The 25,837-nt window shown below is 43.9% G+C and carries 20 protein-coding genes; 11 read left to right on the plus strand and 9 right to left on the minus strand.

What is annotated here, in order from left to right; genetic code table 11:
* The first annotated feature begins 28 nt into the window (after positions 1 to 28).
* From KDU71_RS01480 to KDU71_RS01490, 3 genes are all read left to right on the plus strand, one after another.
* The gene (locus KDU71_RS01480; RefSeq protein ID WP_212188118.1) at positions 29 to 763 is read left to right on the plus strand and encodes a polyprenol monophosphomannose synthase; all 735 of its coding nucleotides are present in this window, start codon (positions 29 to 31) and stop codon (positions 761 to 763) included.
* A gap of 164 nt (positions 764 to 927) precedes the next feature.
* Positions 928 to 2,265, plus strand: coding sequence for a dihydroorotase (locus KDU71_RS01485; protein ID WP_212188119.1), 1,338 nt, complete (start codon positions 928 to 930; stop codon positions 2,263 to 2,265).
* A 168-nt stretch (positions 2,266 to 2,433) separates the two neighbouring features.
* Positions 2,434 to 2,949 carry a hypothetical protein gene (locus KDU71_RS01490; RefSeq protein ID WP_212188120.1) on the plus strand — a complete coding sequence of 172 codons (516 nt, stop codon included), beginning with the start codon at positions 2,434 to 2,436 and terminating at the stop codon, positions 2,947 to 2,949.
* 366 nt (positions 2,950 to 3,315) lie between these two features.
* On the opposite strand, the gene KDU71_RS01495 is transcribed toward KDU71_RS01490, so the two are convergent.
* Positions 3,316 to 4,575: an aspartate kinase gene (locus KDU71_RS01495; RefSeq protein WP_212188121.1), complete on the minus strand. Its 1,260-nt coding sequence runs from the start codon at positions 4,573 to 4,575 to the stop codon at positions 3,316 to 3,318.
* 162 nt (positions 4,576 to 4,737) lie between these two features.
* Between KDU71_RS01495 and fbp the strand changes: the two genes are divergently transcribed.
* Both fbp and mfd read left to right on the plus strand, forming a co-directional pair.
* On the plus strand, positions 4,738 to 5,763 hold the full coding sequence (fbp, locus tag KDU71_RS01500) for a class 1 fructose-bisphosphatase (RefSeq protein ID WP_212188122.1): 1,026 nt from the start codon (positions 4,738 to 4,740) through the stop codon (positions 5,761 to 5,763).
* Positions 5,764 to 5,899: 136 nt separating this feature from the next.
* Entirely contained in the window at positions 5,900 to 9,256 is a 3,357-nt protein-coding gene (mfd, locus tag KDU71_RS01505) for a transcription-repair coupling factor (RefSeq protein ID WP_212188123.1), read from the plus strand.
* Here the strand turns inward: mfd and KDU71_RS01510 are convergent, their stop codons facing one another.
* On the minus strand, positions 9,257 to 10,291 hold the full coding sequence (locus KDU71_RS01510; RefSeq protein ID WP_212188124.1) for a response regulator: 1,035 nt from the start codon (positions 10,289 to 10,291) through the stop codon (positions 9,257 to 9,259). It lies immediately after the preceding gene.
* Positions 10,292 to 10,390: 99 nt separating this feature from the next.
* Between KDU71_RS01510 and KDU71_RS01515 the strand changes: the two genes are divergently transcribed.
* From KDU71_RS01515 to KDU71_RS01540, 6 genes are all read left to right on the plus strand, one after another.
* On the plus strand, positions 10,391 to 11,122 hold the full coding sequence (locus KDU71_RS01515; protein WP_212188125.1) for a type III pantothenate kinase: 732 nt from the start codon (positions 10,391 to 10,393) through the stop codon (positions 11,120 to 11,122).
* Entirely contained in the window at positions 11,106 to 12,449 is a 1,344-nt protein-coding gene (locus KDU71_RS01520; RefSeq protein WP_212188126.1) for a hypothetical protein, read from the plus strand. The genes KDU71_RS01515 and KDU71_RS01520 overlap by 17 nt, the downstream gene beginning before the upstream one ends.
* A gap of 31 nt (positions 12,450 to 12,480) precedes the next feature.
* Positions 12,481 to 13,830 carry a tetratricopeptide repeat protein gene (locus KDU71_RS01525; RefSeq protein ID WP_212188127.1) on the plus strand — a complete coding sequence of 450 codons (1,350 nt, stop codon included), beginning with the start codon at positions 12,481 to 12,483 and terminating at the stop codon, positions 13,828 to 13,830.
* Positions 13,831 to 13,834: 4 nt separating this feature from the next.
* Complete coding sequence (gene lptC / locus KDU71_RS01530) at positions 13,835 to 14,416, plus strand: LPS export ABC transporter periplasmic protein LptC (RefSeq protein ID WP_212188128.1); 582 nt, start codon at positions 13,835 to 13,837, stop codon at positions 14,414 to 14,416.
* Positions 14,417 to 14,469: 53 nt separating this feature from the next.
* Positions 14,470 to 15,732, plus strand: coding sequence for a hemolysin family protein (locus KDU71_RS01535; protein WP_212188129.1), 1,263 nt, complete (start codon positions 14,470 to 14,472; stop codon positions 15,730 to 15,732).
* Between the two features lie 116 nt (positions 15,733 to 15,848).
* Complete coding sequence (locus KDU71_RS01540; RefSeq protein WP_212188130.1) at positions 15,849 to 17,912, plus strand: SurA N-terminal domain-containing protein; 2,064 nt, start codon at positions 15,849 to 15,851, stop codon at positions 17,910 to 17,912.
* 83 nt (positions 17,913 to 17,995) lie between these two features.
* Here the strand turns inward: KDU71_RS01540 and cobA are convergent, their stop codons facing one another.
* From cobA to KDU71_RS01575, 7 genes are all read right to left on the minus strand, one after another.
* Positions 17,996 to 19,714, minus strand: coding sequence for a uroporphyrinogen-III C-methyltransferase (gene cobA, locus KDU71_RS01545; RefSeq protein WP_212188131.1), 1,719 nt, complete (start codon positions 19,712 to 19,714; stop codon positions 17,996 to 17,998).
* A 15-nt stretch (positions 19,715 to 19,729) separates the two neighbouring features.
* Positions 19,730 to 20,239, minus strand: coding sequence for a precorrin-2 dehydrogenase/sirohydrochlorin ferrochelatase family protein (locus tag KDU71_RS01550; protein ID WP_212188132.1), 510 nt, complete (start codon positions 20,237 to 20,239; stop codon positions 19,730 to 19,732).
* Positions 20,240 to 20,250: 11 nt separating this feature from the next.
* Positions 20,251 to 20,478 carry a DUF2061 domain-containing protein gene (locus KDU71_RS01555; RefSeq protein WP_212188133.1) on the minus strand — a complete coding sequence of 76 codons (228 nt, stop codon included), beginning with the start codon at positions 20,476 to 20,478 and terminating at the stop codon, positions 20,251 to 20,253.
* A gap of 6 nt (positions 20,479 to 20,484) precedes the next feature.
* Positions 20,485 to 22,203, minus strand: a complete 1,719-nt coding sequence (locus tag KDU71_RS01560; RefSeq protein WP_212188134.1) for an NADPH-dependent assimilatory sulfite reductase hemoprotein subunit — start codon at positions 22,201 to 22,203, stop codon at positions 20,485 to 20,487.
* 18 nt (positions 22,204 to 22,221) lie between these two features.
* Positions 22,222 to 24,021: a diflavin oxidoreductase gene (locus KDU71_RS01565; RefSeq protein WP_212188135.1), complete on the minus strand. Its 1,800-nt coding sequence runs from the start codon at positions 24,019 to 24,021 to the stop codon at positions 22,222 to 22,224.
* A gap of 271 nt (positions 24,022 to 24,292) precedes the next feature.
* On the minus strand, positions 24,293 to 25,216 hold the full coding sequence (gene cysK / locus KDU71_RS01570; protein WP_212188136.1) for a cysteine synthase A: 924 nt from the start codon (positions 25,214 to 25,216) through the stop codon (positions 24,293 to 24,295).
* Positions 25,217 to 25,235: 19 nt separating this feature from the next.
* Positions 25,236 to 25,655 carry an RrF2 family transcriptional regulator gene (locus tag KDU71_RS01575; protein ID WP_212188137.1) on the minus strand — a complete coding sequence of 140 codons (420 nt, stop codon included), beginning with the start codon at positions 25,653 to 25,655 and terminating at the stop codon, positions 25,236 to 25,238.
* Positions 25,656 to 25,837: the final 182 nt, after the last annotated feature.

Genomic DNA, 25,837 nt, shown 5'->3' on the forward strand with positions numbered 1-25,837 from the left:
GTCACCCGCGCACGCTTGAGCAAGCCATATGGAGAATACAAGAAACCTGGTTATCATACCCACCTACAACGAAAAAGAAAATATTGAAGCGATTATTACAGCTGTCTTCAGCCTGCCTCGCCGTTTCGAGGTGCTGATTATCGACGATAATTCGCCCGATGGCACAGCCGGCATTGTTAAGCAGCTGATGCAACAACACGAGGGCCAGCTGCACATATTGGAGCGGGCAGGTAAACTGGGCCTGGGTACTGCCTACATCACCGGTTTTAAATGGGCCACGGAGCAGGGTTACGACTATATTTTTGAGATGGATGCCGATTTCTCCCATCCGCCAAAGGACTTGATTAGTCTGCACGATGCCTGCCTGAATGGCGCCGATATGGCTATTGGCTCGCGCTACATCTCGGGTGTTAATGTAGTGAACTGGCCCATGGGACGTGTACTCATGTCCTATTTTGCATCGGTATATGTGCGCTTCATCACCGGCATGAAAATAATGGATACCACGGCCGGTTTCAAGTGTTATACCCGAAAGGTATTAGAAACCATCGATCTGGATAACATCAAGCTCAAAGGCTACTCGTTTCAGATTGAAATGAAGTTTACCACCTGGAAATTTGGTTTTAACATTGTGGAGGTACCCATCGTATTTACCGATCGCACGCAAGGTACATCCAAAATGAGTGGCGGTATATTTAATGAAGCCGTGTGGGGCGTTATCAAAATGAAGATAGCCAGCTGGTTTAAATCCTACAACCGATAATTTAAAGCAGCCGGAGCTATGCATCATCTGCATACAAATGTTCTAAGATTGGATTTTGGATAGAATTCTTAAGAACTTTACAAATCAGCCAACCAAATCCGCTTAGGTGTGTTTGACAATTAGCACATCAACCATTTAAACTGTAAACTCATCAACTTATAAATATGTCGACGCTATTAATAAAAAATGCCACCATCATTAACGAGGGCAAGAAATTCAACGGAAGTGTTTTAATCGAGAACGACCTGATTAAACAGATTATCACCAATGGCGAACTACCTGCTGCCGATAAGCAGATAGACGCCACAGGCCTGCTGTTGCTACCAGGTGCCATTGATGACCAGGTACACTTTCGTGAACCCGGATTGACCCATAAGGCCAATATCGAAAGCGAATCGAAAGCTGCGGTGGCAGGCGGTATCACCTCGTTTATGGAGATGCCCAACACTAAGCCACAGGCGACCACACATGAGGTACTGGAAGAAAAATACAAGATAGCAGCCGCCAGCTCAGCTGCCAACTACTCATTTTTTCTGGGTGCCACCAACGACAATATTGATGAGATACTCAAAATCAATCCGCAAACTGTATGTGGTGTAAAAGTGTTTATGGGTTCATCAACCGGTAATATGCTGGTGGATAACGAAGCCATACTAAGCCGCATTTTTGCCGAGTGCCCCACCCTTATTGCCACACACTGCGAAGACGAGGATACCATCCAGGAGAATACCACCATTTATAAAAACAAGTTTGGCGAAGACATGCCGTTCAAATACCACCCGGTCATTCGCTCGGCGGAAGCCTGTTATAAATCTTCAAAGAAGGCATCGGATCTGGCGCGTAAGCACGGTGCCCGTCTGCACATCCTGCACCTGAGTTCAGCCGAAGAGCTGGAACTGCTGGATCAGGGTATGCCACTAAGCGAAAAGAAGATAACAGGCGAGGTATGTGTGCACCACCTGTGGTTTACCGATGCCGACTACGATAAGTATGGTTCGCGCATTAAATGGAACCCTGCCGTTAAAGCGGAAAGTGACCGCAACGCGCTGCGCAAAGGCCTGCTGAACGATACACTGGACGTGGTAGCCACCGACCATGCACCCCATACCATCGAAGAAAAAAACAACAAGTACTTCAGTGCCCCATCTGGTGGCCCACTGGTACAACACGCTCTGGTATCAATGCTGGAAATGGTAAAACAAGGCATCTTCTCCTACGAACTGGTAACGCAAAAGATGAGTCACAACCCGGCTATATTGTTCCAGATAGATAAGCGTGGTTTCATACGCGAAGGCTACAAGGCCGACCTGGTGCTGGTGGACCCCAACAACAGCTGGGAAGTGAAGCCCGAAAACATACTTTACAAGTGCGGCTGGTCGCCGTTTGAAGGTACTACCTTCTCGCACAAAGTGATGCACACCCTGGTGAATGGTCAGCTGGCCTACACCAACGATAAAGTGAATGAGTCCATCAGAGGTGAGCGCTTGTCATTCAACCGCTGAGTCTGTTTTCCATGATTAACTCGTGGTTATCATGAGTATCGCTAAGCGATTGCAACAATGTCTGAAGGACATTAACAATAATAACCTCATGCGCAGCGCGAGGTACCATGCAAAAAGGAAACAACCCTGAATTGGGTTGAATGTTGAAAGTAAGCATTAAAGCCATTGATGAAAAAGCAACAATACATAAAGCACATAGTTGTAGCGGCTATGTGCTTTTTTACAATACTACAGGCTTGTAAGCAGAGTCCTTCAGCAGCATCAGGTTCCGGTTCATCAAATGAAGCTCCCGGCCTATGCCTCGCCGATACCATCATCTACCCGGTACTGATTAAGAACAACGATCCTTACGACACCTGGACAGAGCAATGCCTGAGCCGCCTCGAACGCGCAAAGTTTGTAGAGCAGATATTTGACGCTGTGTACAAGCATAAAGCAAAAGCATACAGCTACAATACACACGAAGAACTATCGATAAGCGAGGTGAAAGACATTGAAAAGCAGCCCGATTTCAGCCGGGATAAAGTGGCTAAACTACAGTTCTGGGAAACCTGGCATTTTGATGAGCAACAGCTTATCATGACCAAAAAGGTACAAGCCATATTGCTGGCTTACGAATATCTTTCAGAAGACGGCGAGTTACGTGGCTACAAAGCTGCTTTTTACATTAAGCTAAAGGAGTAGATAAATAGATATCATACCATTCCCCCATCGCCTTCGGCACTTCCCCATGGGGAAGATTTATTGACTATATCTAGTCCACAACCATCATACTCCCCTTGGGGCAATGTCATTAGGCTAAGGGTTTTTAGTGTTGAAACACCTCCAGATACTACCCCAAACCCCTAAAGGGGCTTATCCTGCGCGCTGCTCCCTTTACGGAAGCAAAGGGTGAGTGTGAGGGAAACTAACTCAGTGAAATTATACCCAAGGAAGATTGACCTACAGCTTTGCGACACATCCCATAGAGAGCTCCAAACATGCCCCTTATCTATTCCAACAAATTAAAATCTGCGACAATCAGCGTCATCTGCGGGAGATAATAACATTTTAAAACTGCCACTCCGAAGCTTTCAACACATAGCGGGCTGTTTTGCGGCTTACCTGTGAATCAACCACCTCTTTGTTGGCAATAATTTCTTCAATAGCCGCATCGGTATAATGACGGATGGTTACCAGCTCCATGTCTTCGTTGTAACGCACATCAAACTGTATCTGCAACTCATCAATAGCTGCTTTCAGTCGTTTCGAATCATCTACACACACCGAAAAGTTAAGCGCCGAGGTTTGCATCATATTCAACTTTATCCGGTGCTCCGAGAAAATATGAAAGATATCGCTCATGCTCTCCTCAATAATAAACGAGAAGTCCTTAGGCGACATAGATATTAACACCTGGTTCCGTTTCAGCACAAATATTGGCTGCAGCTCACCGCTTTGTTCACTACTCTGAATAACTGTACCGCGCTTTTCAGGCTCTATAAAAGAATTCACCAATAGTGGTATCTGCTTATTCTGTAGCGGCTTCAGTGTTTTTGGATGTATCACCTGCGCACCATAATAGGTTAACTCAATGGCTTCCCAATACGACAGTTCATCAATTTTAACAGCACGCGGATACCACCTTGGATCAGCATTCAGCACCCCCGGCACATCTTTCCATATAGCCAGGCTCTCGGCATCCAGCACATGGGCAATAATGGCACCGGTAAAATCAGAACCCTCACGCCCCAAGGTAGTGGTCAGGTTGGTTTCAGTAGAACCAATAAATCCCTGGGTAATCACCAGCGGGGCGTCTGTGGCTTTTATTTTTCGCGATAAGAGTTCCTGTGTTAACGGCCAGTCAATATTCGCACTGCGGTAGCAATCATCGGTACGAATATACTTACGAATATCCAGCCACTTATTAGTCATGCCCGTTTCATTGAGGTAAGTACTGATAATGGTGGTGCTCATCAATTCGCCAAAAGGCACAATCTGATCGTATTCGAAGTCGTAATTCAACGAAGGTTCAGACTCCAGTTTCAGCTCCAGCTGGTTAAACAGCTCCTGCAGGCAGGCATTATCCTGCCCAAACAGCTCTTCAACAATCTGCAGGTGATACACCTTCACCTCATTGAAGCGCTTAGCCAACTCTACAGCCTGGTTATTCATGTAGGCCTCCACAATGGTTTCCATTGCATTGGTCGTTTTACCCATGGCCGACACTACCACCACCAGCTGGTCGGCATACCGCTTGATTATCTGAGCCAGGTTCTTAACACCTGCTGCATCCTTTACCGATGCACCTCCAAACTTAAATACTCTCATGCTATAAAATTACATCTTCACATGGTTTCGCAAAAGCACTCGCTACAAATAATTACTTTCAATTTATAACTATTTCCTTTCAAAGCACAACAACTAAGAGCTGTCATTGTTAATTATCAAGCATTAGCGTATCTTTCAAACTAATATCTAATTCCAATTTACATGACAAAATTTGAAGTAACCACACTTAACGAATTCATCCTCAAAAGCCAGATGGAGCTTGATTACAAGGCCGACGGAGGCTTCTCACATATGCTGCATCACGTTGGCACTGCCGCACGAATTGTTAACCGCGAAGTGAATAAAGCCGGGCTGGTAGACATACTTGGCGAAGCAGGTAACACCAATGTGCAGGGAGAAGACCAGAAAAAGCTGGACATCATTGCCAATGAGTATTTCATTGATGCCATGCACAGTTGTGGTGAGATATGCGCCATTGCATCGGAAGAGAACGAAAGCTTTGTGTTTTTTGACGATGAGATAGCCAAAAATGCCAAATATGTGTTCATGATGGATCCACTGGATGGCTCGTCCAACATTGATGTGAACGTATCAATCGGTACCATCTTCTCCATCTACAAGCGCATCACTCCCGAAGGCTCCAAAGCTACCATGGAAGACTTTCTTCAGAGAGGCACCGAACAGGTAGCTGCCGGTTATATACTTTATGGCAGCTCAACCATGCTGGTATACACCACCGGTAATGGCGTTAATGGCTTCACCCTCGACCCCTCAATTGGGGAATTCTGTTTGTCGCACCAGCTCATTAAAACACCTGAAGATGGCACCATCTACTCCATCAATGAAGGCAACTACAAGAAGTTTCCGAAAGGGGTAAAGAAATATATTAAGTTCTGCCAGGAGCGCGACTCCAAAAGTCACCGCCCCTATTCATCGCGTTATATTGGTTCGCTGGTATCTGACTTCCATCGCAACCTGCTAAAAGGTGGTATTTTTATTTACCCTGAGTTTGAAAACGCACCCACCGGTAAGCTGCGCCTCTTGTACGAGTGTAATCCCATCGCCTTCCTGGCCGAGCAAGCTGGCGGCATGGCTACCAATGGCGAACAGCGCATTATGGAACTAAAACCATCATCGCTTCATCAACGCACACCTTTTTATACCGGTTCCAAAAACATGGTGGAGAAAGTGGAGAACTACCTTAAGAAATACGGCAAAGACAGCTGATAAAAAATACGCGTTTATTTGTTAGAGAAGCAGGTTTTCATGAGCATCATTGCCGGGGAAACCTGTTTTTCATTGTAGGATACTTTGTTTTTCTCTCCTGATATTTTCAACTACTTTTGCAGCAAAACAGTAGATCGTGGAAGTTAGTCAGATACTTGAGTTATACCAGCAAAACGAACGGGTACAAACATTAAAAGCAGCACTTAACAGCAAACAAAGCCGCAGCTGTTTGAAAGGACTGAGCGGAAGTTTAAAAGCCGTGATGCTGGCTTCAACTACTGCAGAAGGGCCACACCTGGTGATTCTCAACGACCGCGAAGAGGCCGCCTATTTGTACAACGACATTGCCCAGCTCTGCGGCTCACAACGTGTTTCCTTCCTGCCTTCTTCCTATAAACGTTCACCTGAATATGGGCAAAAAGACAGCCAGAATGTACTGCTCCGCACCGAAGCATTGAGCCAGTTGCAAAGTGGCCGCAAAGAACTCTTCGTCTTCACCTACCCCGAAGCATTGGTGGAAAAGGTGCTCTCGGCCGAGCTGCTCGATGAGAACCGACTCATCATTAACAAAGGCGATCAGCTGGACATCTCCTTCATCACCGATATACTCAACGAGTACCATTTTCAACGGGTTGATTTTGTGTTTGAACCAGGCCAGTATTCGGTACGCGGCAGCATCATTGATGTCTATTCATTTTCGGATGAAGATCCATATCGCATCGACTTTTTTGGAGATGAAGTAGACAGTATTCGTAAGTTCAACCTGGAAAATCAGCTATCAAAAGAAAAACTGGAGCAGGTGACTGTTGTGCCTAACCTCACCGAAAATCAAAACAACAAATCGCTCACTGCCCTATCCGCATACCTGCCCGACAACTGCAAGCTTTGGTTAGATGACTTTGATTTTATTGAGCAGCGCATGAGCCTGATAGCCGATAAAATTGCTGAGCAAACCTACGAGGTGGATGAGGATGATGACAAAATCTACCACTTCCTGGCACCTGAAGACATTTGTCTTTTCAGGGAGTTTTTCAAAGGCTGCCAAAGCTACCCGATTGTGGCAATGAGCAAACCTTCATTATTGGATGATGCTGCAACCATTGAGTTTAATTCATCGCCACAACCAGTATTCCACAAGAACTTTGAACTACTGGAACAAAACCTGAAAGAAAAGCAAAGCGAACAATACGATTGCTACATCTTATCGGATAATCCGAAACAGTTTGAACGCCTCAAAGCCATCTTTCACGATCGGGGCATCAAGCTTAAGTACGATGAAATAAATCACAGCCTGCACGAGGGTTTTATTGACCACGATGCTTCGCTGTGCTTCTATACCGACCACCAGATTTTTGAGCGTTACCATAAGTTCTCATTACGCACCGAGAAAGCCAAGGCGGCCCAGCAAGCCATCTCGCTAAAAGAACTTAACCGACTTAATCCCGGCGATTTTGTGGTTCACATCGATCATGGTGTAGGACGTTTCGGTGGCCTGGTAACCCAAAACATCAATGGACAACCGCAGGAAGCCATCCGCCTGGTTTACCGCGATAACGATGTGCTGCTGGTTAATCTGCATTCGCTGCACCGCATCAGTAAATTCAAAGGCAAAGATGGTACGCCTCCAAAAATCAATAAGCTGGGCACAGCCGCCTGGCAAAAGCTGAAAGAGAAAACCAAGAGCAAGGTAAAGGACATTGCCCGCGAGCTAATCGCCTTGTATGCCAAACGAAAGGCAGAGCCCGGCTTCCGGTACTCACCCGACACCTACCTGCAAACCGAGCTGGAAGCCTCTTTCTTTTTTGAAGATACACCCGACCAAACCAAAGCAACGGTGGCTGTTAAAGACGATATGGAGAAAACAACGCCCATGGATCGTCTGGTATGCGGCGATGTGGGCTTTGGCAAAACCGAAATTGCCATTCGGGCAGCTTTCAAAGCCATAGCGGATAACAAGCAGGTGGCCGTATTGGTGCCTACCACCATACTGGCACTGCAGCACTATCAGACATTTAAGGAGCGCCTCAAGGATTTTCCGGCTAATATTGAATACGTCAGTCGACTGCGCAAACCTAAAGACACCAAGGCTGCCCTCAAGAAACTGAAAGAAGGACAGGTGGACATTCTGATAGGCACCCATCGCCTAACCGGAAAGGATGTGGAGTTTAAAGATCTTGGCCTGCTTATCATCGATGAGGAACAGCGTTTTGGCGTGGCCATCAAGGAAAAACTGAAACAGCTGAAGGTGAATGTGGATACCCTGACATTAACGGCCACTCCTATTCCGCGAACCTTACAGTTCTCGCTAATGGGAGCCCGCGATTTGTCCATACTTAATACGGCACCTCCTAATCGTCATCCCATCATCACCGAACTACACGTGATGAATGAAGAGATCATCAAGGAGGCCATCCTTTATGAGGTAGAGCGAGGTGGCCAGGTCTTCTTCATCAACAACCGGGTGCAAAACATCCAGGAAGTTGAAGCAATGGTTAACCGCATCTTACCTGACATTAAGACCGTAGTAGCGCACGGACAAATGGAAGGGCCTAAACTAGAAAGGATTATGCTCGACTTTATTGAAGGGGAATATGATGTATTAATTGCTACCACCATCATTGAATCAGGCCTTGATATACCCAACGCCAACACCATCATCATTAACAATGCGCATAACTTCGGACTAAGTGAACTACACCAGCTACGAGGTCGCGTAGGACGCTCCAACAAAAAGGCCTTTTGCTACCTGATGGCGCCCCCGCTGTCGACATTAACGCAAGAGGCTCGTCGTCGCCTGAAGATTGTTGAAGAATTCTCAGACCTGGGCAGTGGCTTTAACATTGCCATGCAGGATTTGGATATCCGGGGTGCCGGCGATGTACTGGGTGGCGAACAAAGCGGTTTCATCTCTGACATTGGCTACGAAACCTACCAGCGCATCCTTAACGAGGCATTGCTGGAACTGAGAGAAACAGAATACAAGGAGACCTTCGAAGACGAAGAAAACAATGCTACTCCAACCGTTTTTGTTACCGACTGCCTGATTGAAACTGATACAGAACTCAGGTTACCGGAAAGCTACATTGAAAACGTAGCCGAACGCATGCACCTGTACAGGGAGTTAGATAATATGGAGGAAGAGGCCGATGTGCTAGCCTTTGAAAACAACCTGATTGACCGCTTTGGCCCAATCCCTGAAGCCGGTCAGCGTTTATTTGAACTGGTTCGCATCCGCCGAATGGCCAAACAGCTGGGCATTGAGAAAATCATCTTCAAGAACAATTTGTTGTACCTGTACTTTGTGTCCAACCAGGATTCACCATTCTACCAATCCGCCTTATTTAGCAATACTTTAATGTGGATTCAGCACAACTCGAAGAAAGCCACCATGAAAGAGGGCAAAAGTAAGTTATACCTCATGGTCAGAGATATCCAATCCATCAAAGAAGTAAAAGATTTAGTAAGTGATATGCAGGAAAAAATAATGCAATAGCTATTGAGGCATAATTTTAGGCACATACAGCAGTTCGTATACCTCACCAGTGGCATCGAGCACCTCCTCTGCCATAAACACCTGCTGTTTATCGCCATTGGTAAAGGTTAAAACACCATCCCCGGCTGAACTAAACCACTCATCTAATTGATTAATACGCAGTCCTAGTAATTGCGTATTATCAAACAGGTGGTGAGGCGCCACTCCTTTCACTTTATGCCGGGCATCGGTGATAAAATAGGGCTGCCCAAGCTTATTCAGGTAATCGAGCAATAACTCTACCCGTTTATGCGCATATACAGCTTTGGAATTATCAACCAAAGTAACCTGTAACGACTTCTTTTTATTAAAGATGATAGAAGAACCCGAGATCAGGGCAAAAAAGGATTGTCCGTGCACATCCTGCATGGCAATATTAATCTGATCGAAACCATGCCCGTGGGCCTTGAAGTTATCAAGCAATGATTCTACCTGCTCCTTATCTTCATGGTGCACGTAATTCAGGTAAGGCGATAGCAACACGTCCTCCATGTAATGGGTTTTAAACAAATCAAGCGCCAGATTATTAAGATACTGAATACGCCCCTCGCTCAATATCATTAACGGCATGGATGCTTCGCTGATAAACTGACGATAGCCCCGTTCGCGCTCGCGCTGCTCCTGATCGACCTTGTGCTTGTAGTAAGCCAAATCAATGGCGATGCCCAGCTCTTTTCGATTAACAGGCTTCACCAAAAAACCATAGGAGTTGGAAACAATGGCCCGTTTTATGACCTGACTGCTCGTATCTGACGAAACATATATCACAGGTATATCCAACTCGCGCCTCAACTGCTCAGCTGTTTGAATGCCATCCATCTCCCCTTCCAGGTGAATATCCATCAATACCACATCGGGCCTTAGGCGGTGACACAACTCTATAGCGTCCTTTCCGTCAGCACATTTACCAATTAACTCATGTCCCAACTCACGCAGGAACATGGTGAAAATTGCCGAGATAAACTTATCGTCTTCTACAACAAGGACTTTTCTCATAAAAGCATCTGAGTTAGTAAACAAGCTGCACATTGTTTTGTATCTTGCAGCCGATTAAAAAATTAAAACGAAATACTGATTACCAATACACTTTGTAACGTGAATTTAGTTATTGACCGGGGAAATACACAGTTGAAATATGGGATTTTTGACCAGTGTCAGCTTATCCACTCCGATTTATCTGATTTTCTTGATAAAAAAAACATCAAGCACCTGAATGACAGGTTTCATATCCAGCGTATCATCATATCATCGGTTGTTAAAGAAAGACATGATGAATTACTAGCAAATCTGTCAGCCATTACTCCAACTGTTATTGACCTTCAATACAATACACCCCTGCCATTTGATTGGCAGTATAACACAAAAGAAACAATTGGAAAGGACCGACTGGCTGCAGTGGCCGGAGCCATCAGTTTGTATCCCAACAACGATTTGCTGGTAATAGATGCAGGCACCGCCATCACCTATGAACTAGTAAAAGATGGGATTTACATGGGCGGAAATATCTCACCAGGCTTAAGCATGCGCTTTAAGGCTCTTAATCACTTTACCAGCCGTCTGCCGCTTTTGTCAAAAGAAGACAATACACCTCTCATTGGATCGTCTACCGCTGAAGCTATTACAGCAGGTGTACAGAATGGTCTTACGTTTGAAATAGATGGTTTGATTGAAGAACTATCACCACAATATGAAAGCTTAAAAACAATTATAACGGGTGGCGATGCAGAATTTTTTGCAAGGAAATTAAAAAATCCCATCTTTGTACATCCTAATTTAGTACTTATTGGACTTAACAGAATACTAGAATACAATGCACAATATATATAAGGTTGTTGTAACTTTCTTACTCGTAGCTTTTGCGTCTCATTTAGCTACAGCTCAAAACAGAACATATTCACCATATTCGCGCTACGGACTCGGAGACCTGCAATCAGGAGGATTCGGTCGTAATGCAGCAATGGGGCACACCGGAATAGCGCTGACCAGTTCATACAATTTGAACAATATAAACCCTGCCTCATACTTCAGTATGGACTCCGTTTCATTCTTTTTCGAAGGAGGCTTAACAGGTTTTGACCAAAAAATAATGTCAGAAAACTCATCTGCACGTTTTTCGGACATCAACTTTTCCTATTTTGCCATTGGCTATCCGGTATCGAAATGGGGATTTATGTCAATAGGTGTGAAGCCTGAGTCATTGGCAGGCTATCAGTTTTTCGACGACAATGCCTCAGACGACATTCTGGTAAGTGATGGTAATTACACAAAATCGGACTACATCGGCAGTGGAAATACCACAAAAGCATATGCCGGGTTGGCCATTAGTCCAATTAAGAATTTGTCATTTGGAGCTCATTTTTCCTTCGTATTCGGAAGCGTTGATCACTTCTCAATAGCGCAATTTCCAAACGACCCGTTTGCATTTAAACTGGCTACGTCGGAAAGAATTTCCATTAATGATTTTTACATGGATTTTGGTGCCCAGTATAAATTCAACCTGAAGGAAAGACATAATATGGTGATTGGAGCCGTTTATCATCCGCAAACAGGCATTAAAGGGAAAGTGAAGAAACTGGTAACCGCCGGAACAAATTTCGATCGTGACGGAACAACCATCATCAATGCTGATACATTGCGTTTTACTGAAACAAAATTTGGCGGTAATGCGTTAGAGCTACCAGAAAAGATAGGTGTGGGAGTAGCATACAACATAGACGATTTAATGACTATTACAGCGGATTACTCGTTAGCACGCTGGAGCGATGCCCAATTTCCAACTTTATCAACATCAACAAATGACCCTGATGCTTTCACCGTCGGCGATGAGCAAAAATTTGCATTTGGAGTAGAGTTTATACCAAACTACCGGAGCGCCAGCTTCTACCCTAGTAGAATTAAATACCGCATTGGTACATCCTATACACAAGAGTATTTGGTTACACCACAGAGTGCAGGAGGCGATCACCTGAGAGACTTTGGCATAACTTTTGGAATGGGATTACCATTAAAAAGAAGTAAAACGTCTTTCAACCTTGCATTCGAATGGGGTCAACGAGGTACAACAGATAATAGTTTAATTAAAGAAAACTATATGCGCTTATCAATGAACCTGACGTTACACGAATACTGGTTCATGAAACGGAAATTTGATTAACACTAATACGAAAAACCAGAATACCATGCCAATGAAAATTGCTACATTATTAATCGCAGGACTCTTATTTACAGGTTCTGCATTTGCTCAAAAAGGAGTAGAAGATGGGTCGAAATTCGGCCATGGAGAAGATAGTTTAAGATGCTTGGAAAATCTTTCACTTTACTACGAGTACTACAAACAAAAAAACTATGCCGAGGCTTTCCCGAAATGGGAGATCGCTTTTAACGAGTGTCCTGCTTCGAATAAGAACTTATATTCGCACGGTGAAAGAATAGTTGAGGCCTTATACATGAAAGAAAAGGATGCAGCTAAAAAAGCTGACTACTACAACCTTTTAATGAAAGTATATGACCAGCGTGCCAAGTATTTTGGGAATGACAAAAAATACCCAACTGCTTACATTATGGGTAAAAAAGCCATTACAATGCTACGCCACAACCGCGACAACACTGACGTTATCAAAGAAGCTCAACCTTTACTGGAAAGCTCATACAAAGAGTTAGGTGTTAAAACACAGTACCCAGCATTGCTGACATACATGATTAACAGTGCAGCTATGTATAAACTGAATGAGCTGTCGGGTGAGAAACTGGTTGACATTTACACCAATGTGACTGAAACACTGAACACTCAAAAAACAGCCATGCCTAAGTATGCTGACAAAATTCAGGAAACCATTGTAAATGTTGAAAAGATTTTTGCTCAGAGCGGTGCTGCCAACTGCGAAACTTTAGCTGAGATTTTCGGTCCTCAGCTGGCTGATCATACTGATGATCTGGCCTGGTTGAAGCGCGTTAACCGTTTATTAGCCAAAGGTGATTGTGGTGAGTCAGAGTTATTCTACCAGTCATCAGAATACCTGCACCGTATTGAACCATCGTCATCATCTGCATTCGGTTTATCACGTATGTATATGAAGACAGGCGACCTGGATAAAGCTATTAGCTATCTGAACGAAGCCATCACTTTAGAAGAAGATGCGTACAGCAAAGCTAAGTATCACAACACACTTGGTTTAATCTACATGTCGCAGAAGAAATACAGCCAAACTCGTTCAGAGGCCCAAAAGGCTATCGCCTTGCGTGGCGACTGGGGTGCTCCATACATCTTAATTGGGAAAGCCTATGCGGCAAGTGCTGCCAGCTATGGTTCTACCGAGTTTGAACACAAAACTGTATACTGGGCAGCCGTTGATCAGTTTGCAAAAGCCAAATCAGTGGATGCTGAAGCAGTGGCAGAAGCCAACGAAAACATCGCCCTTTATTCACAGTACTTCCCAAATACAGAAGAAGTATTCTTCCAGGGACTGAAAGCTGGTGACAGCTATAAGATTGAAGGATGGATTGGCGTAACTACAACCGTTAGAGTTAAAAAGTAAAGCTTTGATACCTTTATTTAAGAAAAATAGAATTCAATCAATACAAACAGCAAGCAGTGCAGTACTGCTTGCTGTTTATTTTTTGCTATCAGCCTGCCAGTCAAACAAACCGGAGGCGATTGCTGCCATCACTAACCGCGAAGATATTCCGTCACTCATAGTAGAAGAGCTGGAAACCACAATAACCGATTCAGGTAAAGTAAAGATTAAGTTTATAACCCCTGAAATGCTCCAATACGATCGCAAAAAAGAACCTTACCGGGACTTCCCTAAAGGTTTGCACTGCATTATGTACCAAAGTAACGGAGAAATTGATGCCCAAATAAAATGCCGCAACGCTATCTACTACGATAAAGAAGAGCTCTGGGAACTAAACATTGATGTGGAAGCCATCAACCAAAAAGGAGAGGTACTAAGTACCGAACAACTTTTCTGGGATATGAAAACAGAAAAGATCTATTCGGAGAAATTTGTGACCATCACACAAGGGCCCAATGTATATACAGGTACAGGTTTTGAAGCTGACCAAAACATGGATAACTGGCGAATCAAGAACCTGACCGGTGATTTGGAACTGGAAGAATAACTTTATATCAGTGCTTTTTTCTAACTTGCCTGTCTAAGAAGTCTGCGACTTAAATGAACGAATATCTTATCATCACACTCACACTTGTATTATCCGCTTTCTTTTCAGGATGTGAGATGGCTTTTTTCAGCTCTAATAAGCTGCTGCTAGAGCTAAATAAAAAGAAACACCCAATACCTGCCGGAATCATTGATCGTTTTGTACGAAATCCCGGCATGTTTTTATCAACCATACTGATAGGTAACAACATTGCACTTGTTGTTTATGGTTTATATATGGCCGATTTAATAGAACCGGTCATTAGTCAGTATATCGAATCAAATATTGCCCTGCTTTTGATTCAAACCACTTTTTCAACCCTTATCATCCTGATAACAGCAGAGTTCTTACCCAAAACGCTATTCAGAATACACCCTACCTTCATCTTAAACGTTTTTGCAGTCCCCCTGCTGGTATTTTATGCCCTCTTTTACCCAATCAGCAGCCTCACCATGGGCATCTCGCGCTTTATTATTAAGAAGGTACTAAAGGCCAGGACCAGTCCAGAGCAAGGTCAATGGATGCTGGGAAAAGTAGATCTGGATGATCTTCTCACCGAGCACCACGAAAAAAGTGACAAAGACGATCAGCGAGCCAACGAAATTAAGTTGCTTAAAAATGCACTGGACTTTACCAAACTAAAGATTAGAGAGTGCATTATACCACGTACCGACCTTCAGGTAATTGAAGTAAACACAGAAATTGAGCCGCTGCGTAAGCAGTTTATGGAAACAGGCTTATCAAAAATACTGGTTTACAAAGACAGTATTGACAACATTATAGGTTATGTGCATGTCTCCTCGCTGTTTAAGCATCCAAAGAAATTGCGCAACATCGTTAGCCCCATTTCCATAATACCGGAAACCATGACAGCCAATCAGGCCCTGGAACTATTTACCAAAGAACACAAAAGCATTGCACTGGTGGTGGACGAATTTGGTGGAACAGCAGGCATTGTAACACTAGAAGATATCTTGGAGGAGATTTTCGGGGAGATTAACGATGAGCACGATGTAATGGAACACATCGAGGAACAAGTGGGCGACAATGACTACCTGTTTTCTGCCCGACTGGAGATTGACTACCTCAATGAGAAATACCCGTTTCAGCTACCTCAATCGGAGGAATACGAAACCATTGCCGGACTGATACTTTTCCATAATCAGTCGATACCCGAAGTGGATGACATTATCAGCATCGAGCACTTTACTTTTGAAATTATAGAAGCCAGCAATGCCAAAATTGAACTGGTAAAAGTCAGTTATCAGCAAGATTAAACAAGCGGCTAAAACTTTATTGTTGCAAAGATGAATGCAACTCTTCGTGTGTCTCATTTTTTTGTATATTCGTAACCTGATTTTGAAATCTACATAATTTTTTAAGTAATAACAGAATGGCAACATTAGAGAGAATTAGAAATAAATCTGGATTACTCATCATCGTCATTGCGATTGGACTTTTGGCCTTCCTCCTGGGAGACTTAATGAGTTCGGGAGATTCCATTTTTAGAAGACGTAACATGCAGATTGCAGAAATTAATGGAACATCTGTATCTTATCCTGAATATCAAAACTATGTAACTGAACTTGAGGATTATTATAAGCTGAACTCTCGTTCATCTGCATTGGATGAAAACACATCATACCAGATTCGTGAGCAAGCCTGGAACCAAATGGTTCAGGACATTATCATGAACGAAAAATATGAAGATTTAGGCATTGCTGTAACAGCCGACGAAATCTTTGAGATGGCAACCGGTAAGAATGTTCACCCTCAGATTCGTCAAATGTTTACCAACCCACAAACCGGGGTTTTTGACAGAGCTCAGGTAATTAACTTCCTGCAACAAAAGAATTTAGATCCTAATGCTAACTTCTACTGGTTATTCCTTGAAAAGCAAATCAAAAAAGAACGTTTATTTGCTAAATACCGCGAGTTAATCAAGAAGGGTATGTATATCACAACAGCTCAGGCAAAAGCTGAAGCTGAAGCTAAAGAAAATAAGGTTGATTTTGATTTTGTAGTGAAGCGTTACTCAGCTGTTCCTGATTCAGCTGTAACAGTATCAGAAAGCGATGTGAAAAATTACTATGACGCACACAAAGAAAACTACAAGCAAGAGGCAACCAGAGAAGTGGCTTACGTTTCTTTTGATGTAGTGCCTTCAGATGAAGACCGTCAAATGGCTGAAGCGTGGATCGAGAACTCAAAAGTTGAATTCGCAAATCCACAGACCGATGCTATTCAGTATGTAAACATGAACTCGGAGTCAAACTATATTCCTCGTAACCTTAAGTTTGAACAATTAAGCTCAACGCTTCAGGGATTTGTGCAGGGCGCTTCAGAAAACGAGGTTTATGGTCCATACCTGGAAAACGAAACATATAAACTGTCGCGCATTGTAGCTATTAAGCAAATGCCTGATTCAGTTAAAGCCCGTCATATTTTAGTGAATGATCCGGCATTGGCTGATAGTTTATTTGCCTTGGTTAAAGGTGGAGCTAACTTTGCAGAAATTGCGCGTGCAAATTCTGCTGATCAGGGTTCAGCTATTAACGGCGGTGACTTAGGTTGGTTTGCTGAAGGAACCATGGTTAAGCCTTTTAACGATGCCTGTTTTGAGAATCCTAAAGGTTCAATCGTAAAAGTAGAAACACAATTCGGCATTCACATCATTAATGTTCAGGATAAAGGCAAGCCTGTTACTAAATACAACATTGCCACTCTAGAGCGTAATATTACCTACAGCTCAAAAACTAACCAGCAGGTGTATGCTCAGGCAGCCAAATTTGCTTCAATGAATAACACTTTTGAGAAATTTGACGAAGCCATTACAGCTGACAATTTGGTGAAACGCTATGGCAGAAGCATCAAAGCTAATGACCGTACCGTAAATAACATGGAACACTCACGTGAGATGGTACGTTGGGCTTTTGAAGCTGACATGAACGAAATGTCTCCAATCTTCGAGTTTGGTGATTCATATATTATTGCTTTTGTTACAGGAGCTAAAGAAGAAGGTTATCAATCAGTAGCTGCCGTTAAGAGCTCTATTGAGCGCCGCCTGCGTAACGATAAGAAAGCTGAAGTATTAATTGCTGAACTTAACAGCAAAAAACAAGGTAACGACATTGCTGCTTTAGCATCTGCTATTGATAGTGAAGTGATGACTGCCAGCCAAATTGATTTTGGTGCTTTCCAGGTACCAGGAGCTGGTGTTGAGCCCGCATTGGTTGCATTAGCTACCAGTTCTAAAGTGGGTGAAGTAAGTGCTCCTGTTGCTGGTAACAATGGCGTATATGCCGTTAAGGTAAGCAACGTTACAAACAATACGGTTGACCTTGAAGCTGAAAAAGCACAATTATCGCAAAGTGTAGGTTTCAAAGTAGATTACCAAGCTACTGAAGCTATCCGCAGCAAAGCTGTAATTGCCGACGAAAGAAGCAAATTCTTTTAATCAATAGATAAAAGCAAAGAAAAAGCGGAGCAAGATGCTCCGCTTTTTTTATGCCTTTCTATGAAATCAATTAAACTCACAAATCAGACTTCCACCTCAGAAGCATCCTTACAAACCAACACTTGGTTTGATATACTCAACTGCCTGACGTATTCTTCTAGTACTTTTTGAGTATAATTACCTCTGACCCGTAAAACCAGCTCTGCTGGAATAGTACCATACAACTGAAAAAAGTGATGTACTGAAGCAGGTGAGGTAAATACCACCCCATAAAAATCTCCCAGATTATGCCGAACCGCCTTACTGGGCAAAACACTCCTGTAAAGCTTTAACTCATATGGATGACTCCCAATACCTTCAATGGCCTTTGGCAATTTAGCCAGCCCCTTATCGGAGCATGGCAATAATACCGACTCATTACTGACCTTAGCTTCTTTCAAAGCTTCTATAATACCTTGCCATGAGTTGCCTCCCGAAGCTGGCTTTACGTTCAATCCATACTGCAACAGTGCCTCAGACGTTGAAGCTCCAATAGACGTTAACTCATTCCTGTATAAAACTCTGGTATCTAACCCGAGCGAGAAGATTGCTTGTATAAAATGATGCACTGCATAGGGCGATGCAAACACGATTCGGTCAAAAGCGTTTATATTCTGAAGCAAACGAGTTGATTTCTCATCCAAAGCTAATGGTTGTAATTCTGTCAAAGGATTATGTACTACCCTTCCTTCTTCCTTAAAATACTTCAGATCCAGACCAGTGTACAACCACTTTTTTGCCGGTAAATAACCATTCTGACCAGCCGATTGTCCAACAAGCAATAATGCCGGTGCAGGCAATACAGTTTCGCTGGTCAATAACTCGTCAAGGGTGTAACGTCGAATTTCCTTATCGGGTAATGAAGCATTTCGTACACTAACAACAGGTGTACTGCCAGGCCATCCTTCTTTGACCAATCGCCTTGCCCATGGCTTCTGTTGAGAGGCGCCCATATAAAAAACCAGTGTATCGGCCTTAGGCAGCTGGTTATACAGCGCATCATGACCGAGTGTAAAAGCCACTGAGGTACTGGTCCCACGCGATGTGAGCGGCACAACCGCATCAGCCGCTGCAGCCAAAGCCGATGTTATGCCGGGAACAATTTCTGCATCCACCAGACGCTGCCTTAAATAGTGATGCTCCTCACCTCCTCTTCCAAAAATTAAGGGATCACCCCCCTTCAGGCGCAACACCTTTTTTCCTTCCAGAACTGCCTTAAACAGAAGTTCATTAATGGTCTCCTGGTGGGCACTGTGCTTTCCCTTTCGCTTCCCCACATATACTTTCTCAGCTTTGTATGCGCTTAGGTAGGCATCGTCCAGCAAATCATCATGAAAAATAATATCAGCCTCCTCAATTAAACGTTGAGTTTTGATGGTGAGCAACTCCGGGTTTCCGGGGCCAAAACCAGCGATAGCCACACGCCCATAACGCAAGCGTAAGTCGCCCTCCAGCTGTGAGAATAATTGTGCCTTCTCCTGATTCAAACCAAGTAACAGAAGCGGATTGAGCACATCGGCCTCATTATTCAATACAGCAACAACACGCACCTCTTCATGAATGGGATAATGTACCTTATCAGTTGACACAACGATACAGTCAACACCTTTCATCAGCATAGTCATCATCTGTTGCGTATCCAATCGATTCTCATACCGATGGCTACTCACTATCAACTCTGTCCCCTTGGGCAACACCGCATTTAGCTGGTGATATATATAATTGAAAACGGGTGCTAAAACCTGAACCTGTATTTGCATCATGTTACTTTTTAATAGTTAAGACTTTTGACTGGCAGCCTGAAACTCCTGTCGAAAAATTTTCTTGGTTTTCGAGGTACCAATCTGATTACTTTGCGCCAAATCACGAATCTGATTGCGCCAGTGAATGGCGGCAAACACGTTCTCACCATTGGAGCTTACTGCTACGGTCATATTATCCTGTTTATAAATGGCAGGCGAAACAAAGTCACAATTCGCGGGCTTATCTACCACATTAACAATGGAACGTCTGGCTTTGCCATCTTCCCGAATCCGGCTGTTCAGAACACTGTCATTGGTAGCTGCATACACTAGAAGATGGCCATCCAGGTCGCCCGGCTCATATTCTTTTTCAACAATCTCAATAAAGCTGCGCTGACGAATTTCGGGCACCACCTCTTTGGCAATGATCTTGATTCGATGAGTAAAGCGCTCCAGTGATTCAATTTTATGAATGGCCACTTTTCCCCCACCGATTATCAGGATGGTCTCGTCTTCGATATTGATACTAATGGGTAAAAAATTCATACATCTGTATTTTAAATCTGATAGTCTGGTTCAATCTTCTCCTGCCCTATTTTTATGCGGTTCCAGAGTCGTTCGTGCAGGTAATAGAGCAAGAGCTTGGTAAACACCTCCACCATGCTGATGGAGGCTGCCAGACCAATACGTCCTGTAACCAGCCACGAGACCAAAAAGGTGTCGATGGTACCTGTCACCCGCCACGATATAGTTTTGATGATGCTTCGGTATCGTTTGTCTTTCATGGTTACTTATTTGATGGTTTGAACTTGCTGTGAGGCCTTAATTACACCTGTGCGAACCAGAAAATCACCAAATCGCTCTTTCTCTGTTCGCTCACCAGCATATCTTTCAAATAAAGGCTCCAGTAATTGCAGTATATCTGCTTCCGATACCATCTCCTTATACAAGGTATTCAGACGTTCGCCTGCAAAACCAGCTCCCAGGTAAAGGTTATACTTACCCATGGCACGTCCCACCAGGCCTATCTCACCAAGGAATGGACGTCCGCACCCGTTGGGACAGCCCGTCATTCGTATGAGAATATCTTCATTTGACAAACCAAACTTTTCCAACAACGACTCCAGCTTAGTCACCAGGGAAGGCAGGTAGCGTTCTGCTTCAGCGAAGGCCATAGTACAAGTATTAAGAGCCACACAGGCAATGGCATGCTTTCGCAATCCGGATAGTTCTTGTGCATCACCTGCGGCATAACGCCCTAATATTTCCTGTATCTTCAGCTTATTCCGTGTAATAACGTTACCCAGCACTAAACCCTGATTACCAGTCAAACGAAAGTCACACACTCCAAGCTGCGCCACCTCTTTCAAAGCCTGCTTCAATTGCAAAGCATCCGTATCTTTAATACGTCCATGCTCAATGTGCAGCCCTAAAAACCATGTGCCATCAGCCGCTTTTTTCCACCCAAACACGTCACCATTAGACTCAAATACATAAGGTTTAGATTCCTCTAACTCAAATCCCAATCGCACTTGCAACAATTCCACAAAGGCCTCTGAACCAATCCGGTCGAGCGTATATTTAAGACGAGCCAGCTTACGATTCTCCCTGTTCCCGAAATCGCGCTGCACTTTCACTATTTCCTCCACTACCTTAAGTGCTTTGTCTTTTGGCACAAAACCAATCACATCGGCTAGGCGAGGATAGGTTTCGGCCATGCCATAGGTTTTGCCCATACCTCCTCCTACTGCTACATTGTAGCCGAGTAACTGATTGTCTTTAACAATAGCAATTAATCCAATATCATTGGCAAACACATCCGTATCGTTGTAAGGAGGCACAGCAATAGCAATTTTAAATTTTCGCGGCAGGTACGTTTTGCCATAGATAGGCTCCTCATCCTGCTGCCCGCCGGTAATTAGCTCCTTGTTCAACCATATTTCGTGGTAGGCCGTTGTTTTAGGCAACAAATGCTCACTAATTGTTTTTGCGAACCCGGCCAGTTCACCTACCACAGGCGACAAGCCTTCATTGGAGGTACTCATCACATTACGGTTGACATCACCACAGGCGGCTATACTATCCAACAACGCCTCATTAATCCCCTGCATGGTTTGCCGCAGGTTCTTCTTCACAATTCCATGCAACTGAAAGGCCTGACGTGTTGTTAGTTTCATCGTGCCATTGCCATATTTATCAGCCAGCTCATCCATTGCCAGCCATTGAGCTGCAGTGGCAATACCGGCCGGCACCCTGGCGCGAATCATAAAACTGTAGAGCAGCTCTAACTTCTGATTCTTGCGCTCCTCATCCAAATCCCGATCGGTTTGCTGATAGCTCCCATGAAATTTTATCAGCTGGGTGTCATCAGGAGCAATGGCACCCGTAATGGCATCGTTGAGGCTTTGCTCAAGTGTTCCGCGCAAATAATTACTATTGGTTTTTATGGTCTCCACCTCAGAAGGCTTCCAGGCCTGTGGCTGAGGCAGATTGTTTTGCTTCAATGTCATGCGTTTATTTTTGGTTGGTTAGTAAACATCTTCCTGATAACGACCTTCTTTTTTCAGTTGCAACAGGCGCTCTTGAGCCTGCTCAAAAGAGATATTCTCTTGCTCCTGCAGTATTTCAATAAAAGCCTGTTGTACATCTCTGGCCAAAGTCTTACGATCGCCACACACATAAATGGTTGCCCCATTCTGCAGCCATTCATAAACTTCGTCGGCTTGGGCTTTTATTCGGTGCTGCACGTAAACTTTCTCTTGTTGATCGCGTGAAAAAGCTACATCAACTTTTGACAACAAGCCTTTTTGACGATATTTCAGCCACTCAGCCTGGTATAAGAAATCTGTTTCGAAATGCTGGTCACCAAAGAAGAGCCAGTTTTTACCGATCGCTTCAGCAGCTTCCCGCTCCTGCAAAAAAGCCCGGTAGGGTGCGATGCCTGTTCCGGCACCTATCAGTATGATATCCGTTTCATTGGTTGGCAGACGGAAACCTTCATTGGATTTAATCTGCACCGCTACTTTGGCACCTTCTTCCAGTTGATCAATTAGAAAGGTTGAACACACCCCCTGGTGAGGGCGTTCGTTCTTCTCGTAGCGGACAGCACCAACCGTGAGATGCACTTCGTCGCCCACTTCGGCCTGTGAGGAAGCGATGGAATAAGCCCTGGGTGGCAAGGTCCGTAAGGTATCAGCCAACTCCTGCGGTTGAACAGATAAGCTAAAGTCGGACAAAACATCCAGTAAATCACTACCATACAGGAAGCTATCCAACTCATCTCGCTTATCTAATAAACGGTTCAAGTCCGGCTCTTTTACAAAAGCTGACAATTTCTTTAACACAGGAATTGTAACGACTGTGATCTCCTTATGGAACTTCAAAAGCTCGCTAATCGTATAGGTTGTCCCTTTATGTTCGACGGGCTCATCTCCTGAGTAATTAAGTCTTGTGAGGAGCTGCTGCACCAGTTCATCATCATTTACGGCATACACTTCCAGCGCATCACCGGGTTGGTAGCTTAAGCCTGTTCCTTCAATATCGAGCTCTATATGATAGGTTTCCTTATTGGAACCACGTCCGTTCAGCAGCACCTTATCAATCAGTTCAGCCTCCACTAAACCGTCTGAAATAGTATGTGCACCTACAGCTGAGATACCTGTATCTGAGGAAGAACTTTTTAAATTGCCGAAAAGTGCCAAAACAGTATCGGGCAAATTATCGAGTTGATCCTTAAAGTCAACATCCAGGAGTAAAGGTTCACTTAAGGCATTGGCACCATGGGCTTTTAACCGATTATGAAAATCCACACCTGTCTGACAGAAGAACTGATAACTGCTATCGCCCAATGCTACAACAGCATAGTTCAGCTGCGAGATATTGCCCACCCGCTTACCACCGAGAAATTTATGCAAGTCGGCTGCTTCAACCGGCGGCTCTCCTTCCCCATGGGTGGAAACAATAAAAATTACATTGTCTTCTTTTTGCAGATGCTTTGGACGAAAATCACCCATACTACTCACTTCCAGTTGCAGCCCATTGCTTTTAGCCTTCTCTGCCAGCTGCCTGGCAATTAACTTACCATTGCCCGAATGTGAACCTACCAGCACCTTAAGGTTTGCGGTTGATGTTTGATTGTCCTTTATTCCTGTTCCATTAGTAACCTCCTGCTGGTATGCAACCGCAGTATCCTGCTGTCCGTTTAACCCAATGCCCGACAGGTATCCACCTAACCAAAGCAACTGTTCCTTTGAGAGTTTATTCACCAGGTGATTGGCTTCTCCCAGTAATGATTCCGATAAAACACCGGTTATTATATGCTGTGACATCCTAAATCGTATTTATTGTAATACAACCAATTGCAGCAATCCGCTGCCTATAAAAACACTATTAATTATTTATGAGGTAACCGAAAAACTATTCCGGCCTGAAGAATGATATTAAGCCCGGCCGGGCATTCGGCAAGGTAAGCTGGAAAGCAAACTCTTATACTGTAGCATCACTCTGAAAATTTAGGCTGTTGAATGCTGGCCCGTGCAGTGAATTATCACCACCACACGGATTACATCCATTTAATATCTCAAGTTATTCCGAAGTTCTTTAGTCGATGTTGAAGCTGCTCAGGTAGCGCTCCCCGGTATCAGGCAACACCACTACAATGCGCTTACCGGTATTCTCAGGGCGTTGCGCCACGCTAATAGCTGCAAATAATGCTGCTCCTGAAGAATAACCACATAGTATGCCTTCTTTCTTGGCTGCTTTGTGTGCTGTTTCAATGGCATCATCATTGCTTACCTTCACCACCTCATCAAATACATCGGTATTTAACACATTAGGCACAAAACCGGCACCAATACCCTGAATCTTATGTGGTCCTGGCTGACCTCCTGATAGTATCGGAGAAGCCTCAGGTTCAACAGCTACGATCTTTACATTTGGATTACGTTCCTTAAGAATCTCACCTACACCGGTAATCGTACCACCTGTTCCTATGCCCGCTACAAAAATATCGACTTTACCATCGGTATCTTCCCAAATTTCTTCGGCAGTTGTGCACCGGTGTATAGCCGGGTTAGCTGCATTATTAAACTGTTGCGGAATAAAAGCCTTCGGTAACTCAGCGGCAATTTCATCAGCCCGCTCAATCGCACCTTTCATGCCTTTTTCTGCCGGAGTAAGCACTAACTCGGCACCAAACTTAATAAGCAGCTTACGACGCTCAATACTCATACTTTCAGGCATGGTTAAAATCAAGCGATAGCCTTTAACTGCAGCTACAAAAGCTAATCCAACTCCGGTATTACCACTGGTGGGCTCCACAATTACTGTTTCAGCATCCAGCAATCCCTTTTGTTCGGCATCACTGACCATGGCATAGGCGATGCGATCCTTTACTGAACTGGCCGGATTAAAATACTCCAATTTGGCTACTACTTCAGCACTGGCGCCATTAGCTAATCTGTTAACTTTTACAAGAGGGGTTTTACCAATTAATTCGGTAACATTCTTTGCAATCTTACTCATGGTTTCTACGGTTTAATTTTTATATATAATACATTATTCTTTCATTCTCTTCAGCATAGTAGTTCTTCAGCTTCTCCAAAGTAACACGTCGTAACAGGCGTCCATAATCGTTACGCACACTTACCAAAAACCGTCCTACCGCTTTCTCAGTATTATGCCCTTCTGTTGATATTTCTTTATCCAGTTTCTCATCCAAAGCCAATACAATCTGGTAAAGCGTTATCTCTTTTAAAGGCCGCGCCAAACTATAACCTCCACCTGCGCCGCGTCGCACATCCACAATACCTTCCTTTCGTAAGGTGACAGCAATGGCCTCCAAAAATTTCACCGACAACTGTTCGCGTTCGGCAATTTCAGCTACTCCAAGGTGAGTACCTTCTGCCAGACCCGATAAGGTCAATAAAAAACGTAAGCCATAATGTACTTTCTTTGGAAACATATCCTACAATTTTGCTTTTTCTGTTAGCAAATATGAATCAGTTTATTAGCAACTCCAAGAAATAAAATACTTTTTTATCCTATTTATTTAATAGGATTTAACATTAAAGGCTGTATATGTGGCAATTAGCAAGAAAGAAAAAAGCTATGGAAAACCTGGTATTCCTACTTATTTTATAGGTA

The organism is Carboxylicivirga sediminis, assembly GCF_018156225.1.
Lineage (GTDB): Bacteria > Bacteroidota > Bacteroidia > Bacteroidales > Marinilabiliaceae > Carboxylicivirga > Carboxylicivirga sediminis.

Bases quoted from the DNA above. Each gene is read 5' to 3' on its own strand.
- KDU71_RS01480 (WP_212188118.1), top strand. From the start codon at position 29: ATGGAGAATACAAGAAACCTGGTTATCATACCCACCTACAACGAAAAA.
- KDU71_RS01485 (WP_212188119.1), top strand. From the start codon at position 928: ATGTCGACGCTATTAATAAAAAATGCCACCATCATTAACGAGGGCAAG.
- KDU71_RS01490 (WP_212188120.1), top strand. From the start codon at position 2,434: ATGAAAAAGCAACAATACATAAAGCACATAGTTGTAGCGGCTATGTGC.
- KDU71_RS01495 (WP_212188121.1), bottom strand. From the start codon at position 4,575: ATGAGAGTATTTAAGTTTGGAGGTGCATCGGTAAAGGATGCAGCAGGT.
- fbp (WP_212188122.1), top strand. From the start codon at position 4,738: ATGACAAAATTTGAAGTAACCACACTTAACGAATTCATCCTCAAAAGC.
- KDU71_RS01510 (WP_212188124.1), bottom strand. From the start codon at position 10,291: ATGAGAAAAGTCCTTGTTGTAGAAGACGATAAGTTTATCTCGGCAATT.
- KDU71_RS01520 (WP_212188126.1), top strand. From the start codon at position 11,106: ATGCACAATATATATAAGGTTGTTGTAACTTTCTTACTCGTAGCTTTT.
- KDU71_RS01525 (WP_212188127.1), top strand. From the start codon at position 12,481: ATGAAAATTGCTACATTATTAATCGCAGGACTCTTATTTACAGGTTCT.
- KDU71_RS01535 (WP_212188129.1), top strand. From the start codon at position 14,470: ATGAACGAATATCTTATCATCACACTCACACTTGTATTATCCGCTTTC.
- KDU71_RS01540 (WP_212188130.1), top strand. From the start codon at position 15,849: ATGGCAACATTAGAGAGAATTAGAAATAAATCTGGATTACTCATCATC.
- cobA (WP_212188131.1), bottom strand. From the start codon at position 19,714: ATGATGCAAATACAGGTTCAGGTTTTAGCACCCGTTTTCAATTATATA.
- KDU71_RS01550 (WP_212188132.1), bottom strand. From the start codon at position 20,239: ATGAATTTTTTACCCATTAGTATCAATATCGAAGACGAGACCATCCTG.
- KDU71_RS01555 (WP_212188133.1), bottom strand. From the start codon at position 20,478: ATGAAAGACAAACGATACCGAAGCATCATCAAAACTATATCGTGGCGG.
- KDU71_RS01560 (WP_212188134.1), bottom strand. From the start codon at position 22,203: ATGACATTGAAGCAAAACAATCTGCCTCAGCCACAGGCCTGGAAGCCT.
- KDU71_RS01565 (WP_212188135.1), bottom strand. From the start codon at position 24,021: ATGTCACAGCATATAATAACCGGTGTTTTATCGGAATCATTACTGGGA.
- cysK (WP_212188136.1), bottom strand. From the start codon at position 25,216: ATGAGTAAGATTGCAAAGAATGTTACCGAATTAATTGGTAAAACCCCT.
- KDU71_RS01575 (WP_212188137.1), bottom strand. From the start codon at position 25,655: ATGTTTCCAAAGAAAGTACATTATGGCTTACGTTTTTTATTGACCTTA.